A 17,411-nucleotide genomic window follows, 5' to 3' on the forward strand; every position below is an offset into this window, starting at 1 on the left:
GTGCCTAGCGCGAGTGCCCTTATTGGTTGAATAGACCGAAGATCAGCCTCCGCTCGCTGCGGCCACTGCCGCGACCCAGGCGTCATAGGCCTCTGCGCCAACTTCTTCGCGGTACTGCAGGCGCACGCTTTCGGTCTTGTCGGCGAACGCCTTGCGCTGCTCCGCCGTCAATTCCAGAACCTCAACTCCGGACGCGCGGATCTCTTCAAGTTGCGCGGCGTCTTCGGCAGCGACGATTTCGGCTTGATAAGCGCGGGCTGCCGCCATCGATTCGCGGATCAACTGCTGGTGTTCGGCAGAAAGCTCATCGAAGAATGGCTTCGAAATCACAGGCATATAGACGGCAAAGACGTGCCCCGTGGTCGACAGATATTTCTGCACTTCGTAGAAGCGCTGAGAGGTGATGATCGCAAGCGGGTTTTCCTGACCGTCGATGACGCCCTGCTGGAGCGCGGAATAAACCTCGCCGAAATTCATCGGCGTCGGGTTGGCCCCAAGCGTTTCAAAAGTCGCGACATGGGCGGGCACCTTCATCGTGCGCAGCTTGATACCCTCGAGGTCGTCCGGCGAAGCGACCGGGCGGACATTGTTTGTCACGTTGCGCACGCCCAGTTCCAGCCAGCCGAGGCCTACAAGGCCCTGATCTTCGACCCGGGCCAGCATTGCCTCGCCTGCCTCACTGTCCAGCACGTCAAAGGCAATGTCCTTGGATGCGTACATGTAGGGAAGTTCGATAACCGCAAATGCGGGGTCCCAGCCTGCGAAGAAGGAGGAAGGCGGGATGGCCATTTCGAGAACGCCGGTCTGGACACCTTCGATCATCTCACGGTCGGGTCCCATCTGCGAGGAGGGGAAGATCTGCACATCGATCTCACCGTTCGAGCCAGCCTCGACCAGTTCTTCGAATTTCACGAGTGCCCGGTGCATATGAAAAGCTTCGGCGGCGCCGTGTCCAACCTTGATGACCGTTTCAGCGGATGCTGCGAAAGTAAGCCCGACGGCCATTGCGGCGCCGAGCGCGAGTGTAGAGTTCTTGAACAAGGTATCCTCCCAAGGATTGACTGTAAGCGATATTCCTACCCTCAATCTGACATATCAGATACAATGTAGAAATCAAGGGCAGGTGTCCTATCTCGTTTCGAGGATGCTGGAGGATAAAGCGAATATGGCCGATCCATTACAGATTAAACGCCCGGATTCCTTAAGTAAAATCGCTGAAAATCATATCCGGCAAGGTATTCTCCGGGGCACATTTGGATTGGGCGAGCCGCTACCGGAAGTGAAGTTGTCGATTGCTATGGGGATCAGCAAAACACCGATCCGCGAAGCCCTAGCCGCCCTGAATCTTCAGGGTTTGGTCCAGATCGTTCCTCAGCGCGGGGCCTTTGTCTTCAGCCTGTCCGAAGAAGACGTCGTACAGCTCTGCCGGTTTCGACTGATCCTCGAAACAGCAGCCATGGATCAGGCGATCGACCTAAATCCCGCTGCACTTCTCGATGAGCTTGGGGACATTGTTGGCAGAATGTCAAAGGCCCAGATGGCCGATGCATTCGACCAATATCTCGATCTGGACGCAGATTTTCACGACGCCTTTTTCAAACATTGCGGCAACAGTTACCTGCGGGAGGGATATCGAAAAGTCAGCGACATCGTTAGAACGATGCGGACGCATCTTTCCAAACGCCCTGAACGTACGGCGAAATCGTTCGAGGAACATGCGGCGATCGCGACGCATCTGTCCGACGGCAAAATGAAATCAGCAAAGAACGTGCTGAAACGGCAAATCACACGTGGCGAGCGTTCTTACTCGGATCTGACCGGGGTTGGACAGGATTAGAAACACAACTCCAAACATGGCTCGGAGCCAGCATTGCCTGCCCTTGTCGCGATGGCGCGGGAATGAGAGATGTCCGTCTCGCGGGCGTTGGATTGATCATTCTGGCTGTTGTAACCATCGCCGACGCGACGCCCAACCGACGAAAAGCCATGCGAGTATGAGGACATGATGTTTCGCTGTTCCTCCCTGACGAGAATTGGAATTGTCAGCATCGATGTTACACGACCGTATTGCGGCTGCTTGAACGTTGTGCGCTTGGCGTGCAGATCGGCGCGTCGATCATGCCACGGTAGTGTGCAATGGACATCCATTCGCGACGTTCAATTTTCGGTTGCGAGCCGCAAAACGAGAACCGTTCCCAGTCACCCTTTCGCCTTGCCCCATGTCCTAAAGTACAAGGCGATTTGGCTGCTTTGTCGATTGAAAAGCCTGTGACCTGGTGTGATCCTCCCTGAATGGAGAGGAGACTTCGCACGCTGTTCCGGGAGGTGCTGCGCGCTTTCATCATCGTTGTGGCAATGGCTGCGCCGCAGGTCGCGGCCGCCGCGTTCACGGCGGACGAGGCCTCCAGATTCATTGAGCCACCCTATAGTCTCGGCGAGGAATTCGCCGAGGGCAGCTGGGAGCTCGTCAATCTGGACGGACGCGTCGCAGGCTATGGATTCGCCTCCGTGCCGCGAGCGCCCTTGCCGGGATTTTCAGGCGTGCCGATCAATCTTTTCGTTCAGGTCACGGCCGAAGGCCGCTTCATCGATGTCGACCTGATCGAACATAATGAGCCGATCTTCGTATCCGGGCTCGGCGAAACGCCCTTTCGCGAGTTCGTCAGCCAGTACAAGGGACACTCGATCACCGATACGCTCGTCGTCGGTGTTCCCTACGGCGCGTCCAGCGAAGGCTCATCGCTCGTCTATCTCGATGGCGTCACCAAGGCGACGGCCAGCGTCCGGATCGCGCATGAATCCATTCTCGGCGCAGCCTTCTCGGTCGCTCGGGAGAAAATGCAGGGCGTCGGCACATCCTCCGCCGCCAGACCCGACCTAACCTATGAGGAAGACCTCACTTGGGACGATCTGGTCAAACAGGGATTGGCCAGCCGCCGCATCGTTACCAATGCCGAGCTTCAGCAGGCCTATGCCGGAACGATCTGGGAGGACGACGACCCGGAAGCGGTCGGCGATCCGGATGGCGTTTATCTCGATCTATGGGTGGTCGATATCGGCCCGCCCGCCATCGCAAAGGCCGTCCTGGCCTCCAGCACCCTTAGGGAACTACAGAATTTTCGTGAAGTGTCGGAGCATGACGAACCGATCCTGCTCATCGAAGCCGGACGCCACGGCCTGATCGGCGACGCGTTCGTCCGCAACACCAGCCCCGATCTGATCGCGGCGGAACAGGGCGGCCTTCCCATCGCCCTGCGCGACGCCGATTTCCTGATCGATCTGAAGCCCGACGTCCCCTCCGGCACGGCTCTCGTGCTGCGAACCGACCGGCGACTCGGCTTCAATCCCATCGACGAATGGACGCTGTCGGTCAGGGCGATCCGCGAGCATGGCTCCTTTCAACCGGAAATCGGTACGATCGACTTCACGATTCCGCACCAGACGGACGAACGGTTCTTCGTCGTCGACCGTCCACCCGATCCGCCGCCGGTCTGGCTCCAGGCCGTTCAGAACCGCAGCACCGATCTTGCCGCGCTCGGCGTCGGGCTGGCCGGTCTGTTCATCCTTCTTGGTCCCAATATGCGGGCCTTTGCCGGTCACCGGCACTTTCCAACGTTCCGGCTGGTCGTATTGGCGGTCATGACAGGCTTTGTCGGCTGGTGGGGACAGGGCCAACTGTCCGTCGCCACGCCGCTCGGCGTGACACGCGCCGTGGCCGAGCAGAAATCGCTCGCCTTCCTCCTCTACGATCCGTTTTCGCTTCTCATCTGGCTCGCGACAATCGTCGCTTTCTTCTTCTGGGGCCGCGCCGTCTTCTGCGGATGGCTCTGCCCGTTCGGCGCCATGCAGGAATTCACGGCCAAACTGGCGCGTCTTCTCCGTCTGCCGGAGATCGACGTGCCGGATCGCTACGACCGGATCCTGTCCAAGCTAAAATATGTCGTGCTGGCGATCATGGTCGGCGCCGCACTTTTCGCGCCCGGCCTGAACGACAGGTTGATCGAGATCGAGCCCTTCAAGACGGCGGTGACAACCTATTTCGTCCGCGAATGGTACTACGTCGCCTATGCGGTCGGACTGCTCATCCTTTCCATGTTCGTCTTCAAAGGCTTCTGCCGCTATCTCTGTCCGCTTGGCGCGGTAATGGCGATCGGCGGCATGCTGCGCATGCGCAAATGGATCGACCGGCGCGTCGAATGCGGAACGCCTTGCCAGCTCTGCAAGGTCAAATGCAGCTACAACGCCATCGCGAAGGATGGCCGCATCGAATATGACGAATGTTTCGGCTGTCTGGATTGCGTCGCGATTCATGACGATGCGGAGCGCTGCGTTCCCCTGGTTTTGGCGGCCAAGGGCAGGAAACGCACGCTCAAACCGTCATCCGCCACCGAACCGGTACCAGCGGCATGAATGGGGAAAGGCTTACACGGCGGCGCTTTCTCGCCATCTTCGCGGGTGCCGGCATGGCGGGGCTGGGCAGCGCATCGTCTGTTCACGCCGTCAGTTGGCAGGGACGCGCACTCGGCGCAGACTGCCGCATCGAGATCGCCGGTGGCGCTGATGGCCATGATGAAGATGCGCGACGCGCCCTCGCGGCCGCCCGCGATACTTTGCGCCGAATGGAGGCATTGTTCTCGATCTACGATCCGGCGAGCGAGATCAGCCTGTTCAACTGCACGGGACGGCTTGAGATGTCGCCGGAGTTCGGCCGGCTCCGCCAGATCGTCTCCAGAATGCATGAGCGGACCGGTGGATTGTTCGACCCGGCCGTGCAAGGCCGTTTCGCCGCGCGGATGAGGAACGAACCCGAACCGCCTTCGTCCACCCTTTGGCGGGATCTGCGCGTAGAGGGGCGAACCCTTCTTGCACCACCGGAAGGGGCGACCATCACCTTCAACGGTATCGCCCAGGGGTTCGCCTGCGACCGGATCGGTCAAACGTTGGCGGCCCACGGGATTCACGATGTGCTGATCGATGCGGGCGAATTCAGCGCCAGCGGCCGGACGCGGCGTCTCGGTATATCGAACGGGCGCGATCTGATCGGCCATCATGCGCTGCGTGATGCGGCGGCGGCGACCTCGACCCACGACGCCTTTCTCTTTCCCGATGGCGGCGGACATCTGTTGCATCCGGTTACAGGCGACGCCTCGCCACCCTACTGGCAGACCGTCTCCGTGGTTGCGGAGGACGCGGCGACGGCGGACGCCGCCTCGACAGCCTTGGCACTGACATCCGGCCGGGACGAGATCGAAGCGCTGGCCGCTGCCTGCAAACTATCTCGCGTGGTGGCGCAGGATCGTCACGAAGAGGTTTTCTCCATCGATCTCTGAAGGCGTCCGGCCAGTCGCCTCCTTGACCTCACGCCTTTTTCGGCAGACGCAAAAAAGAAGGCGCCTTGCGGCGCCTCCAAGTCGCTTGGGAGAAAGAGCTTATTGCTGGGAGGCCAACTGCTTCGGCAGCTTGAACGTCCAGATCATGCCGCCCTGATTGAGGTAGTTGACCTTCTTGGCGACTTCGCCACCCCAGAGCGGCACGGCGCCGCCCCAGCCGGACGCGACGGCGACATATTGTTCGCCGTCCATTTCCCAGGTCACGGGCTGTCCAACGATGCCCGAGCCGGTCTGGAAGCTCCAGAGTTCTTCGCCCGTATCGGCGTCGAACGCCTTGAACTGCCCTTCCGGCGTACCGGTGAAGACAAGGCCGCCGGCGGTGGTCATCACGCCCGCCCAGAGCGGGGCGTCGTTCTTGTATTCCCACTTGATCTCGCCGCTCGTCGGATCGATGGCTTTCAGCGAACCGATATGATCTTCGAAGATCGGCTTGATGGTGAAGCCGGAACCAAGATAGGCCGCGCCTTTCTTGTAGGAGACGGGCTCGTTCCAGATATCCATGCCCCATTCATTGGACGGCACGTAGAAGAGGCCGGTATCCTGGCTGTAGGCCATCGGCATCCAGTTCTTGCCGCCAAGGAAGGACGGGACGGAGAAGACGACCTCGCCCTTGCCGCCATCGGCAGCCGCCGCCGGATTGCCCGGACGGTTGTCCTCGTTGAAGATCGGACGCCCGTTCTCATCGATCCCTTCGGCCCAGCTGATATTCTTGACGAACGGCGTGGCGTTGACGAAAGCGCCGTCCTCACGGTTCAGCACGTAGAAGAAGCCGTTCCGGTCTGCCGTCGCCCATCGCTTGTTGCCTTCGCCATCGGTGAATGGGACAACTTCGTTCACGCCGTCGAAATCCCAGCCTTCGCGGGGCGTGGTCTGATAATGCCACTTGATCTCGCCGGTCGCCGGATCCATGCCGATCCGCGATGCGGCGTAGAGATTGTCGCCTTCGTTGCCTTCTGGATTGCCTGCGCCGCGAAGCCAGGAATTCCAGGGAGCGGGATTGCCGGCGCCGAAGACGATTGTATCGGTCTCGGCATCGTAGCTGCCACCGAGCCATGTCGCGCCGCCGCCTGTCTTCCACATGTCGCCGGGCCAGGTGGCATTCAGTTCGCCCGTCATCGAGCTTTCTTCGCCCTTGAACGTGCCCATGTGACCTTCGATCACCGGACGGGTCCAGACCAGATCGCCGGTCTCCGCATCGCGAGCCTGCACTTCGCCGACAATGCCGAATTCGCCGCCGGAATTGCCGGTGATGACGAGCCCGTCTACGATCAGCGGTGCTGAGGTGTAGGAGTAGCCAGCGCGGTAATCGGCGATGCGGTCGCGCCAGACCACGTCGCCGGTCTTCATATCCAGAGCGACGAGAGTGGCGTCGAGCGTGCCGAAATAAATCTTGTCGCCGAAGATCGCCGCTCCGCGATTGATGACATCGCAGCAGGGCAGAATGCCCTCGGGCAGACGGGCATCGTACTGCCAGAGTTCCCTGCCGGTCTCCACATCGATGGCATAGAGCCGCGAGTAGGAACCGGTGACATACATGACACCGTCATAGATGAGCGGCTGCGTTTCCTGGCCGCGCTGCTTCTCGCCACCGAGCGAAAAGGCCCATGCGGGAACGAGGTTCTGCACATTGTCCTTGTTAAGCGTCGACAGCGGTGAATAGCGCTGTAGATGACGGCCCATACCGTTCGTCAGAACATTGTCGGTCGTTTGCGTGTCGTTGGCGAGGTCTTCCTCCGTCACCGGTTTGGTTTCGGTCGCCATCGTCTCTTCGGTATCGGCGGCTTTGGCCGGTTCCGTAGCGTCTTGCGCATAGGCGGTGCTGCTGGCCAGCATCGCGGCGAACGCCAGAATGAAGCTCTTCTTCATCAGGTTCCTCCCAGGTTGAAGTGCATCTCGACGGGTGCGTGGTCCTCCCCGGAGGCACCCTTGAAAACGGAGCGTACCGTATTCTTCCCCAACGCTAAGTCGAATTGCGCCGGACGGCTATTGTACCAAGGTGCAGACCCCAGTTGCCCCGCGCACGATCCAAGCAAAGCGAGCATCTTGCTATGCCGATGCGACTGCTCTCGCTGAGGTGTGCACTAAGGTACCGCTTCCGGTTCCGGCGGGATTATACTCTCATGGGGCGGGAGTTGATCGATCCGGTGCGCAGCCTGCGACGGGTCAAGGGAGGATATGATCATGAAGCTGAAGCGTCTCGTCGCCATTGCGGCGGCCAGCCTTACCCTTCTATCGCCAGCGGTCGAAGCGGCGGAAACCCTTCGCGCTGCCGTTCTGCAATCTGGTACGGTGAACTGGGAGCTTGACACGATCCGCCATTACGGCCTCGACGAGAAAAACGGGTTCAGGCTGGAGGTGGCGGGAATGGCCGGCAACCCGGCCACCCGAATCGCATTTCAGGGCGGAGAAGCCGACATCGTCGTCGCCGACTGGATCTGGGTTGCCCGCCAGCGGGCCGCCGGCAGGGATTACGTCTTCATTCCCTATTCCAGATCCGTAGGCGATCTGCTCGTCGACCCGGACAAGGGCTTCGACGATCTGACGGATTTGAAGGGCGCCAAAATCGGTATCGCAGGCGGGCCGGTCGACAAGAGTTGGCTCATCATGCGCGCCTATGCCCAGCAGAAATACGGGTTCGATCTTCTGGCCGAAACGGAGCAGGTCTTTGGCGCGCCGCCACTGATCATGAAGGCTGCGCTCTCCGGGGAGGTCGATGCCGGCATCAATTTCTGGCATTTTGCGGCCAAGATGAAGACGAAAGGCCTGACTTCGCTGGTCTCCGTTTCCGAAGCCGCCGAGGCGCTCGGCCTTGATCCGCAAATGCCGCTTCTGGGCTATGTCGTGAAGGGCGATATGCTTCGCGATAAACCGGATCTGGTGGCTGGGCTTGCGGCGGCATCGCGCGCCGCCAAGGAAAAGCTCGCGAACGATCCCACGGCGTGGGAGCGCATACGCCCTCTCATGCGGGCTAAGGCCGATGCGGAATTCGAGGCATTGAAAGAGGGGTTCATCGCGGGCATTCCCGCGCCGGGAGCCGTAGACCGGCAAGCCGCCGCGAAGGTTCTCGAGGTGATGAGCGAACTGGGCGGCGCCGAACTGGTGGGCGAAGCGACCAGCCTGCCGGAGGGCGTGTTTGTCAGTTTCGGCAACTGACCGGCTGCGCCGGTCGTCGCTTTATTTCGTTTCCCTCCTCGGGCTGATCGCCACGTGGCAGATCGCCGCCACGGTCGCGGGCGATCCGGCACTGCTGCCTGCTCCTTTGCCTGTTCTGACGGCGATGGGCGGCGAGTTGATCAGGGGTGAGCTGCTTCATCATGTCGGCATTACGCTGATGCGGGTGCTCGCGGCGTTCGTCCTCGCCATGTCCATAGGCATCACGGTTGGCGTTCTCATGGGGCGAGACCGTACCGTCGACGGTCTGCTCGATCCGGTGTTGATCGTTCTTCTCAACCTGCCGGCTCTCGTGGTAATCGTTCTTGCCTATCTTTGGATCGGCCTCACCGAGGCCGCAGCCATCGCGGCGGTGACGATCAACAAAGTCCCTCTGGTCACGGTGATGCTGCGCGAAGGCGCCCGTGCGCTCGATCCGCAGTTCGATGCGCTAGCCTCGATCTACCGCATGAGCCGCTGGAAACGCCTACGCCATATTCTTCTGCCCCAACTGGCGCCCTACATCGCCGCCGCCGCACGATCCGGCATCGCGCTCATCTGGAAGATCGTTCTGGTGGTGGAGCTGCTTGGTCGATCCAATGGCGTCGGCTTCAAGATCCACCTGTATTTCCAGCTTTTCGACGTGAAGATGGTGCTGGTTTATGCGATCAGTTTCGTCTTGGTCATGCTGTGTGTCGAAGCCTTCGTCATGCGCCCGGTCGAAACCGCGGCGAACCGGTGGAGATCGGCATGAGCGACAGTGCATTCGGTGATCGCGCCGTGCACATTCGTATCGATGGAAAGCGCTTCGGCGACACCGCGGTCCTTGGGTCGATCGCACTCGATGTCGCGTCAGGCAGGACCGTGGCGATCACGGGGCCGTCCGGGATCGGCAAATCGACGCTATTACGGATCGTCAGCGGTCTCGACCATGATTTCGAAGGGGAGGTGAGGGCGCCAGCGCGAATTTCACCGGTCTTCCAGGAGCCAACATTGCTGCCTTGGCTGACGGCGCTGGACAATCTTACGGTCGTCACGGGCGCGGGCACCGAAGAAGCCGAGCGTGTCATGCAAACGGTCGGGCTTGAAAACAAGCAGGCGCACTACCCCCATCAATTGTCGCTCGGCCAGCAAAGACGGCTTTCCCTGGCGCGAGCCTTCGTATCGAACCCTGAGCTTTTGGTGATGGACGAACCGTTCGCATCGCTCGATGAGCAAAAGGCTGATGAGATCATGGCGCTGACCCGCCGATTGATCGAAGATAGCGGGGTCACGGCGATCCTGGTTACTCACGCCCTGGCGGAAGCCCGTGCGCTGGGCGCTGAGACTTTCCACCTTTCGGGCCAGCCTGCGACGCTGACAAAAGGCATAGTCTAGAAGAGGTTCTTGTCGTACCGACTCTCATCGGCGTCGGGCGTGACGGCCCGATAGTCATAATCCGACCTCTGCAATTCGATGGCCGACCGGTCGCCCGCGGTTGCCGCCCGGTCGACCCAACGCTGCCCCGCTTCGGGGTCCGGCGCAACGCCGCGCCCGCGCAGCAGGTCGAGCCCGTAATTGAGCTGCGCGACAGGGTCGCCCAGATCGGCAGCCTGCCGGTTCCATCTCGCCGCGGCTTCCGGATCGATGCCGTCACGCCCGAAACCGTTTTCCTCCATATAGGACATCCAGGTCATCGTGCCGGTGTAGCCAGCCTCCGCACATCGGCGAAAAATCGTCCGCGCATCACCGTGATTGCCCATCTTCGTCATGAGGTAACCCTGAGCGCAGGTCATCATGTCGATCTTCCCGCGTGTCGCATTGTCGATCGCGCGATTAAGGGTCATCTCGTCGGGGTTCAGCGTGCCGAATTCGTCTGCATTTTCGGTCCCGGCATCCAGTTGCCAGATGTCCCTTTCCGACGTCGTTTCATCGGCGGCCAGGGGCGGGCACAGAGCCAGGGCGGCGGCAAGCGCCGTGCAAACCGGCAGGAAATTCGTCATGATCCTCTCCTCCTGCCTGCGACTATAGTGGCATGAGGCTAAACCGCCTATCGGGCCTTTCGTACCATCGACCCCTTGGCTGGATCGTAGCCGATCAGGCTGATGGCGAAAAAAACGGCGAAAGCCATGCCTGTCCAGCCAAGGCTTGCCCAGTTGATATCCAGGTGCAGCGCGAAGCGAATGGCTTCTACCGCGTGGCTGAACGGGTTCAGCGCGCAGATGTCGCGCAGAATGGGAGAGGCTTCGGCCATCTTCCAGAGGGGATAGAGCGCCGTCGACAGGAAGAACATCGGGAAGATCACGAAATTCATGATGCCGGCGAAGTTCTCCAACTGATCGATTGTCGACGAGAGCATCAAGCCAAGCGCACCGAGCATCAGCCCGGACAGCACGAGAACAGGTAGAATCGCCAGATAGCCTAGCGGTGAAAAACGGATATCGAACAGCGCTGCGAGGGCCAGAAAGGCATAGACCTGAACGATTGAGATCGCCGTGCCGGCCAGTAATTTCGAAAAAAGCAGCCACCAGCGTGGCATCGGGCTGGTCAGGAGAAGGCGCATCGACCCCATCTCGCGATCATAGACGAGGCCGAGCGACGACTGCATGCCGTTGAAAAGCTGCACCATGCCGATCAGGCCCGGTACGATGTAGGTCTCATAGGTGATGTAGGTGTCGTAGGGCTCCTGAATGGAAAGCCCGAGCGCAGCGCGGAAACCGGCAGCAAAGACGATTAGCCAGACCATCGGGCGCACGAGCGACGACAAAAAGCGACTTCGCTGACCAACGAAGCGCAACGCCTCGCGATTGACGATCGCCATCATGCAGATCGCAAATTCGCGAAAAGAAATCCCGGCGCGCTGCGGTGTCACGACATGGGCCCTTCGGTCAGCGATAGGAAGGCATCGCCAATGGTTCGCTCGCCACGTACGGCCCCTGCTTCACCGTCGGCGCGAACCGCACCGCGATGCAGCACGACCAGCCGGTCGTCATCACGGACTTCATCGACGAGGTGAGTTGCCCAAAGGACAGTCAAACCCTGCTCTGTGGCAAGCGCATGAATATGGTTCGTGATACTCTGCCGGGTCGCGGCGTCGAGACCGACGGTCGGTTCGTCGAGCAGCAGGATCGCCGGACCGTGCAGCAGGGCACGGGCGATCTCCATGCGCCGCCGGTGCCCTCCATTCAGCGCGCTGACCTTTTCGCCGGCGCGTTCGGCCATGCCAAGCCTTTCGAGCGCCTCAGCGATACGCTGGTTCGCTTCGCGCCCGGCAATCCCATGCAGCGCGGCGTAATATCGAAGGTTTCGCTCGACCGACAGATGCAGGTCAACTGCCGGCTGCTGGAACACCACGCCGAGCGCAGCAAGCGCCGAGCGCGGCGTCCGGCGCATATCGTGCCCTGCAATGCGGATCGTTCCCGAAGGGGTCGTGAAAAGCCCCGTCAAAAGGCCGAACAGGGTGGATTTTCCTGCCCCGTTCGGGCCGAGAAGCGCGCAGAACCGACCGCGTTCCACATGGAAGCCGACATCGGACAGCGCCTGTCTGCTGCCGTAGGAAAAGCTGACATTCTCGACGACAAGCCCGTCGCTCAATGATTCACACCGCTATTCGATTGTGATGTCGATCTTCTGAAGGCTCGACCCCGGCACCTGTAGCATATAAGCGCCCGGCTTGATGGCGATGAAGGAGATTTCCGCTGTGCCGGCCTCATCGAACTCCAGTGAATCGATGGCCATGGGCCGAATCTCAATGCCTTCGATAACAATCTCGTCGATCCAGATGGCGCGGAAAAAGCCTGAACCGACCAGCGCCAATTCCTGACTGCCATCGGCCTCGATCTCCATTTCGTAGTAACGACCGGACTTCAACTTCCATTCGCCGCTGTCCGCCAGCGGCATACCCGCGCTCAGCGTCAGCGTCGGCAGATCCTCCCTATTGCCGCGCGACAGCAGACCCGCTGCGCCGAAGCCGGTTTCGCTCTCGTCATTGTCCTCAATGTCCATGACATGTTCGGCGGCGTTTCTTTCACTACCGGCGGCGCTTTCGGCATGATTGTCGGCCAAAGCGAGCGGAGCGGAGCCGAAGACCAGGGTCAGGGCCAGTATGGCGGTCAGCGTCAGATGCATGGGTTCCTCCTTGAGATTGGCTAGGGTGTCGGGCGGAAGGCCGCGCCCCAGGGAAAGCGCCCGACCTTGATCGTCTTGACCGGTTCCATCTTCGCCACATCGATCACGGTCACGTCTCCGGACACGCCGTTCGTCGTGAACAGAAGGCTCTCATCGCCATTGAACGCCATGTGCCAGACCCGACGGCCGACCAGCAGATAATCGATCACTTCGTAGGTCTTCTGATCGACAACGGCGATATGGTTCGACGGGCCGAGCGCGACGAAGACATAGCGACCGTCCTTCGTCATCTCGAAGCCAACCGGCTGGACGCGGTCGGGGTGGACGCCTTTCACCTCGAACCCGATTTTGGTTTTCTCGCTTTGGGTGGCGACATCAAACACGGTAATGGTGCCGCCGATTTCCGCCGAAACCCAGAGTTCGCTGCCATCATGGGTAAATTCGGCATGGCGGGGCCTCTGGTCGACCAGCGTATTGGCGAAGAGTTTCTCCGTTTGCGTGTCGATCCAGTGCGCCATGTTTGTCGTTTCGGACGTGGTGATGGCAATCTTACCATCGGGCGAAACAGCCATGCCCTCCGGCTCCACGCCGACATCGATCTGTTCGATGACGCGGCGTGTCTGCGTATCCACGACCGTCGTGATCGCATCGTCCTCATTGGCGATGTAGAGGCGGCGATTGTCAGGGTGCAGCACGAACTGTTCCGGGTCTTCGCCTGAAGGCAGGTCGTGCAGAATCTCGCCCGTTTGCGGATCGATCACCTGCACCGCATCGCTATCCGACGCGCAGACATAGACAACCTTATGATCCTTTGAAAACGTGATGCCGCGTGGCCGTTCGCCGACCTCGATGGTACGGCTGACCGTCATCGTTTCGATGTCGATGACGGAAACCGTGTCGTCCTTCTCGTTCGACACCCATATCTCATCGGCAAACGCGGGACCGGCGAAAAGCACGGCCGCAAGTTGGACCGTTTTCGTTATGTTGCCGAGCATCTCATCGCTCCTTCTCGAACGCATCGCAGCCGGACTCGGCCTGGTCCAGCCCGAGCGTATCCAGCTCGTTGCGTCGGTGCAGAAAACCTTCCAGCGGCGCCATGGCCACCAAGGCGCGGGGGTGGGTGAGCGGTATCGGTTGGCGCAACTGTCCGTTCCACCGGCGGAATGTGAGCGGGCGGCCCTTGAAGCCGGCCAGTTCGAATTCATCGGACAGCATATATGCGCGTACAGTTTCACCCTCGGCAGACTGGGAACGCGTCACCGCTTCGCCGACGGCTCGAATGGCCGCCCAGGCTGCATAATCGACGGAGCGCATGTCACGGCCGGTCAGATCGGCGAACCGGCTCTGCAATTGCGCCGCGCCATGCTGTTCGACCGAGGCGCTCCATGCCGACGGGACCACGCCTTCCGAACCGCCGATCGGGCGCGGCAGCCATGTATTATAGAGAACGTAGCGACCGTAATCGTGCGCTTCGTCCGCGATGACGAGCATATCGTGATCGGGCGCGTCCTGAAGGAAGAGCGGTACTTCCGCTGCGGCGTTGCGGCGCATGTCGGCCTCGAAGCTCCAGCTCAGGCGCTCGCGCAGCTTCAGGCGGAACTTGGCGGCAGCGCGCTCGAAACTGTCGGCGAGCGCCATGTCGGCTTCGCTCTTTGAACTGATCAACACCCAGTCCGTCCAGCGCTTCTTTGTCGCGAACTGCGCCAGCGCATCGGCCAGCATGGCGCGGGAGGGGATCGTATGCAGTAGGTTGGGACGACATGCTTCGCCACGGAGATCGTTATCGGGCAGGCTGGCATTGACGAGGATCGCCGTCCGGGCTTCCGGCATATCGGCGAGCGCCAGCAGGTCTTCGCGCGGCGCCTTGACGACAAGGTAAGGCGTCCGGTCGAGCAGGTCGCGCGCGGCCTGCAGGAAGTCGTTCTGCGGCGCGACGATGGATGGAGACAGTGTCCAGGATTGATTGAGAAAGCGTCCTGTCGTCGCATTGTCCTTTATGGCGAGGCGGGCGCCTGCGAGTCCAAGATCGTCGGGCGTCTCTTCCAGATTGGACAGTACCGGCGGCGGCGGCACATGCCGTTCCAGATAGCCGACGAGGATGGACATTTCGCCCTCGGCGCGCGATGCGCCATGGCCGAGAACAAGCAGCGCCATCAGCCCCGTCATGGCCGCCAGCAAAGCGCGTCCTGTTCTTCGCATGTCGCCGCTCCTCCCAATGCTGCAACGGACCGAGCATGGCACTGCCAGCGTATCCGGTCGCTTGTTCTTAAGTACCAGACAAGTTCGGTTGTGCTTAAGTACGAATGCGAAACGGCGACCCTGCCGGTATATCGTTACGGCAACTGGATGGGAGGATGCCGGATGCAACGCAAGACTTTAACGGCCGTGATCGTGACAGGTGCCTCTGTCGCCGCGATGACGATGAACACCATGGCCTGGGCGCATGGTGATGTCGCGCCTCAGGCGGTCGATACATCGGCCCTGCCCACCCTTGAAGAGGGCGACTGGCTGCTGGAAAACCCCTGGCGCGACCCGGAGGGTGAAAACTGGGCAGCGGCGGTCAAGGTCGGCGCATCCGGCTACAATCAGAACTGCGCGCGCTGCCACGGGCTGGAAGCCATCTCCGGCGGGCTCGCCCCCGATCTGCGCTATCTCGAAGCCGACGAATTCGGCGACGAATGGTTTCTGGAGCGCTTCCGCCACGGCTACACCCAGAACGGCATCACCAAAATGCCGGCGTTTGGCGATCTTCTGGGTCAGGAAGCGGCCTGGGCGATTCGTACCTATATCGAGACCCGCCCGGACGATGGCGCACTCGACGATCACGACGACAGGCTGCACGACATTCTTGGTGAGTTGCAGGCGATGAACGGTCAGGGGGGTGAGGGCGCCAACGCCGCGCTCGACGAATATCGTGAGGAACTGAAGACGATTGCCGCCGAGGTGGGGACGGCTTCCGGCGCACCGCGCGCCGATTCGGTTGCTTCGCGGGCCGCTGCCGCACTCGATGGCTCGGAGAAGAATCTGGACGAGACAGTGGAAATTCTGACCATCGGGCTGTCCGCAGCGCAATGATGCGCGGACTGGTTCTTGCGATCTTCATGGTCTGGGCGTCGGTTGCCGGCGCACAGAATTGCCGTGACGTGAAGTTCGGCGACCAGGCGCCACGCCCGCCGCAAAACGCCTCCCGCGATATTGTCGGCCAAAGCCTCGATGAGATCGTAGAGCGCGGCTGGATACTCTTCGCCGTCTACGACGAATTTCCGCCCTTCGTTTTCAAGAAAGACGGCAAGGCTGTCGGGATCGATATCGACCTCGGTCGCCTGATCGCTGAGACGCTCGGCGTCGAAGCGCGGTTCAATATCGTCGGCGCGGGCGAGAATGTCGATGCGGATCTGCGCAACAATGTCTGGAAAGGGCCGCTCGTCAGCGGGCGCGTTTCCAATGTCATGCTGCACATCCCTTATGATCGCGAATTGCAGTGCCGGAATGAACTGGTGGTTCTGACCGGTCACTATTTTCAGGAGACGATCGCGATCGCCTATCGCAAGGCCGACTACCCGGACGGTGGTCCGACACCGCCCTATTTCCGGTACGATTCGGTTGGTGTGGAGAACGATTCACTGGCTGATTTCTATCTCAGCGGCATAGCGAACGGCCAGATCATACCGAACATGACCCGCTATGATTCGACCGAGGACGCGATGGCCGCTCTGCGCGAGGGCGAGGTTAAGGCTGTCATGGGGCCGCTAACGCAGCTTCAATTCGGCAAAGATGCGCAGGTCGCCGTCCACCAGCCGCCCCTGGTCGGTCTGTCACGGGGAAAATGGACCCTTGGCGTTGCGGTGCGTCACAGTTGGCGACCGCTGGGATACGCTGTCGATGACGCCATACGCGCGGCGGTGGAAGACGGTAGAATGGCCAAGATTTTTGGCCAATATCGCGTAGAGTACAACGCGCCGGAATGGTGAGAGGAGCAAAGCGGCTGGCGACGACGCATTTCGTGGCAGGGAGGAGGACCAGATGAAATCATTTCGAAAGACGCACCTTTGTTGTCCGCAATGGAGGTGATCGAGACGTCGAAGATACGTTTCCTCGTCATCGACGATCACCCGATGTTCCGCGAGGCGCTTCAGGCCGCCATTCGCGCGGCTTACCCGAAATCGGAGATCGTCGACGCCGCATCGCTTGCCGAGGCCAATAGGGCCTTGAACGAGAACGCCAATTTCGATCTCGCCCTACTCGATCTCGCCATCCCCGATACCGAGGGCTATTTCGGGCTGCTGGAACTGCGCAATCAGCATCCGCGCATGCCCATCGTGGTCGTTTCCGGCCATGAAGACCCGCATATCATCCGTGACGTGATGGCGCAGGGCGCATCGGGCTTCGTGCCGAAGTCGACGCCGCGCTCTACACTGACGCACGCCATCGAATCCGTCATTCAGGGCAACATTTATCTTCCCGAAGACTATTCGGTACCGGACGAAACGGGCGATCCGGAGCAGGACCGGCTGGAAATTCTGGAGAAGCTGGCGTCGTTGACGCCGCAACAATTACGGGTGACGCGCATGGTGCGTGCCGGCCTTCTGAACAAGCAGATCGCCTATGAGCTGGGTGTCGGTGAAACGACCGTCAAGGCGCATGTTTCCGCCGTTCTGCGCAAGCTGAACGTCTATAGCCGTACCCAAGTGGTGGTCGAACTCAACAAATTAGAAGACAGGGACATCAACCGTTTCATGACGTCTGACTGACAGCCACAGGCCA

At 60.6% G+C, this 17,411-nt stretch carries 17 protein-coding genes; 9 read left to right on the forward strand and 8 right to left on the reverse strand.

The features are described from left to right. Positions 1 to 42 precede the first annotated feature (42 nt). Complete coding sequence (locus tag B7H23_RS07980) at positions 43 to 1,041, reverse strand: TRAP transporter substrate-binding protein (RefSeq protein ID WP_206608865.1); 999 nt, start codon at positions 1,039 to 1,041, stop codon at positions 43 to 45. A 124-nt stretch (positions 1,042 to 1,165) separates the two neighbouring features. On the opposite strand from B7H23_RS07980, the gene B7H23_RS07985 reads away from it, so the two are divergent. From B7H23_RS07985 to B7H23_RS08000, 3 genes are all read left to right on the forward strand, one after another. Continuing rightward, positions 1,166 to 1,837, forward strand: coding sequence for a GntR family transcriptional regulator (locus tag B7H23_RS07985; RefSeq protein WP_094076957.1), 672 nt, complete (start codon positions 1,166 to 1,168; stop codon positions 1,835 to 1,837). A 455-nt stretch (positions 1,838 to 2,292) separates the two neighbouring features. Then, a complete protein-coding gene (locus tag B7H23_RS07995) occupies positions 2,293 to 4,410 on the forward strand; it encodes a 4Fe-4S binding protein (protein ID WP_206608866.1) in 2,118 nt (705 codons plus the stop codon). Continuing rightward, a complete protein-coding gene (locus B7H23_RS08000) occupies positions 4,407 to 5,330 on the forward strand; it encodes an FAD:protein FMN transferase (RefSeq protein ID WP_094076745.1) in 924 nt (307 codons plus the stop codon). Before B7H23_RS07995 ends, B7H23_RS08000 begins: the two co-directional genes overlap by 4 nt. Positions 5,331 to 5,429: 99 nt before the next feature. On the opposite strand, the gene B7H23_RS08005 is transcribed toward B7H23_RS08000, so the two are convergent. Further along, positions 5,430 to 7,151 carry a PQQ-dependent methanol/ethanol family dehydrogenase gene (locus B7H23_RS08005; RefSeq protein WP_206608882.1) on the reverse strand — a complete coding sequence of 574 codons (1,722 nt, stop codon included), beginning with the start codon at positions 7,149 to 7,151 and terminating at the stop codon, positions 5,430 to 5,432. Positions 7,152 to 7,571: 420 nt separating this feature from the next. Between B7H23_RS08005 and B7H23_RS08010 the strand changes: the two genes are divergently transcribed. From B7H23_RS08010 to B7H23_RS08020, 3 genes are read left to right on the forward strand one after another with little or no spacing between them, the layout of a single operon-like run. Continuing rightward, the gene (locus tag B7H23_RS08010; RefSeq protein WP_094076960.1) at positions 7,572 to 8,543 is read left to right on the forward strand and encodes an ABC transporter substrate-binding protein; all 972 of its coding nucleotides are present in this window, start codon (positions 7,572 to 7,574) and stop codon (positions 8,541 to 8,543) included. Next, complete coding sequence (locus B7H23_RS08015; RefSeq protein ID WP_094076746.1) at positions 8,524 to 9,294, forward strand: ABC transporter permease; 771 nt, start codon at positions 8,524 to 8,526, stop codon at positions 9,292 to 9,294. The genes B7H23_RS08010 and B7H23_RS08015 overlap by 20 nt, the downstream gene beginning before the upstream one ends. After that, on the forward strand, positions 9,291 to 9,917 hold the full coding sequence (locus tag B7H23_RS08020; protein ID WP_094076961.1) for an ABC transporter ATP-binding protein: 627 nt from the start codon (positions 9,291 to 9,293) through the stop codon (positions 9,915 to 9,917). The genes B7H23_RS08015 and B7H23_RS08020 overlap by 4 nt, the downstream gene beginning before the upstream one ends. Here the strand turns inward: B7H23_RS08020 and B7H23_RS08025 are convergent. From B7H23_RS08025 to B7H23_RS08050, 6 genes are read right to left on the reverse strand one after another with little or no spacing between them, the layout of a single operon-like run. Continuing rightward, positions 9,914 to 10,522 carry a tetratricopeptide repeat protein gene (locus B7H23_RS08025; protein WP_206608867.1) on the reverse strand — a complete coding sequence of 203 codons (609 nt, stop codon included), beginning with the start codon at positions 10,520 to 10,522 and terminating at the stop codon, positions 9,914 to 9,916. The two genes, B7H23_RS08020 and B7H23_RS08025, sit on opposite strands and share 4 nt — an antisense overlap. A gap of 47 nt (positions 10,523 to 10,569) precedes the next feature. After that, complete coding sequence (locus B7H23_RS08030; protein WP_094076963.1) at positions 10,570 to 11,343, reverse strand: ABC transporter permease; 774 nt, start codon at positions 11,341 to 11,343, stop codon at positions 10,570 to 10,572. Between the two features lie 44 nt (positions 11,344 to 11,387). Next, positions 11,388 to 12,113: an ABC transporter ATP-binding protein gene (locus B7H23_RS08035; protein ID WP_094076747.1), complete on the reverse strand. Its 726-nt coding sequence runs from the start codon at positions 12,111 to 12,113 to the stop codon at positions 11,388 to 11,390. 12 nt (positions 12,114 to 12,125) lie between these two features. Beyond that, positions 12,126 to 12,647: a cupredoxin domain-containing protein gene (locus B7H23_RS08040; protein WP_206608868.1), complete on the reverse strand. Its 522-nt coding sequence runs from the start codon at positions 12,645 to 12,647 to the stop codon at positions 12,126 to 12,128. A 20-nt stretch (positions 12,648 to 12,667) separates the two neighbouring features. Then, on the reverse strand, positions 12,668 to 13,642 hold the full coding sequence (locus B7H23_RS08045) for a YVTN family beta-propeller repeat protein (RefSeq protein WP_094076748.1): 975 nt from the start codon (positions 13,640 to 13,642) through the stop codon (positions 12,668 to 12,670). A gap of 1 nt (position 13,643) precedes the next feature. After that, positions 13,644 to 14,846: an ABC transporter substrate-binding protein gene (locus B7H23_RS08050; RefSeq protein ID WP_240535006.1), complete on the reverse strand. Its 1,203-nt coding sequence runs from the start codon at positions 14,844 to 14,846 to the stop codon at positions 13,644 to 13,646. A gap of 162 nt (positions 14,847 to 15,008) precedes the next feature. On the opposite strand from B7H23_RS08050, the gene pedF reads away from it, so the two are divergent. The 3 genes from pedF to B7H23_RS08065 all read left to right on the forward strand — a co-directional run bounded on the left by pedF (position 15,009) and on the right by B7H23_RS08065 (position 17,398). Beyond that, positions 15,009 to 15,722 carry a cytochrome c-550 PedF gene (gene pedF, locus B7H23_RS08055; RefSeq protein WP_173861888.1) on the forward strand — a complete coding sequence of 238 codons (714 nt, stop codon included), beginning with the start codon at positions 15,009 to 15,011 and terminating at the stop codon, positions 15,720 to 15,722. Then, positions 15,719 to 16,618 (forward strand): substrate-binding periplasmic protein, encoded by a 900-nt coding sequence (locus tag B7H23_RS08060; protein ID WP_206608869.1) that lies wholly within the window; start codon positions 15,719 to 15,721, stop codon positions 16,616 to 16,618. Before pedF ends, B7H23_RS08060 begins: the two co-directional genes overlap by 4 nt. 78 nt (positions 16,619 to 16,696) lie before the next feature. Beyond that, positions 16,697 to 17,398 carry a response regulator transcription factor gene (locus B7H23_RS08065; protein WP_420814468.1) on the forward strand — a complete coding sequence of 234 codons (702 nt, stop codon included), beginning with the start codon at positions 16,697 to 16,699 and terminating at the stop codon, positions 17,396 to 17,398. The last annotated feature ends 13 nt before the right edge of the window (positions 17,399 to 17,411 follow it).

It is taken from the genome of Notoacmeibacter marinus, assembly GCF_002238045.1.
Classification (GTDB): Bacteria; Pseudomonadota; Alphaproteobacteria; order Rhizobiales; family Rhizobiaceae; genus Notoacmeibacter; species Notoacmeibacter marinus.